The 706-nt window shown below is 39.1% G+C and carries 1 pseudogene; it reads right to left on the reverse strand.

Annotation, left to right across the window (positions count from 1 at the left end):
* Positions 1–706 (reverse strand): annotated as a pseudogene (locus B3209_RS02000) (B12-binding domain-containing radical SAM protein); the annotation flags it as partial.

Consider the following 706-nt stretch of genomic DNA (forward strand, 5'->3'; position numbering starts at 1 on the left):
CCTTTCAGTAAGCTTATGTTCAAGAGACTTTTTCCATTCATTTTTATAGAAACCTTGCGCAGGACCAAGGCTGACAGACTTCCAAGGCAATTCCTCTTCGTTCCAAGTATGAAAAATCCAGTTCTTGACATCAAAACCAGCTTCAGAAAAAGCCTCTTCCCACAAAGGAAAATCTTTGCGCAGATAATCATCCCAAGCATCAAATCGAACACCTTTTTTGTAAGCATTCAAGATAACTTTGCCCGCATTAAAATCGCCTCGGCTCAAAAGCCCTTCAAGAATAGTCGCATTGTAATTATGCCGTCCCATTTTGAATTTTCCACGTGGGAGACTTTTAAATATATATTCAATTTTCGCTTCTGCCACTTCTGGCTTTATCTGTTTTACACGCTCATAAGGAGTATGCGGTTTGGGAATAAAAACGCCGACATTTACATTGCACTGAATTTTTGTCTTTGCCTGAAGTTCAAGAAGAAAATCAACAATAGCTTTTTCTTCACTGCCTTCAGCTCCGGGAGCAGAATTTCTGTCTTCAAAATAATCGCCAAGAGGAAGGCCTATCATAAAATAAAATTTTGCGCTTGACCATCCACGGCTCTTTGCTTCTTTTATAATTTCTTCAAGATGACTTGCATAAACTTCCTTATTAAGGCTTAGCTGCCACATTTCCTCTGGAGTTTCAACAGCAAATGTAAGACCGCTTTTT

Origin of the sequence: Treponema sp. UBA6852 (assembly GCA_002449305.1) — a bacterium.
Taxonomy (GTDB): Bacteria; Spirochaetota; Spirochaetia; order Treponematales; family Treponemataceae; genus Treponema_D.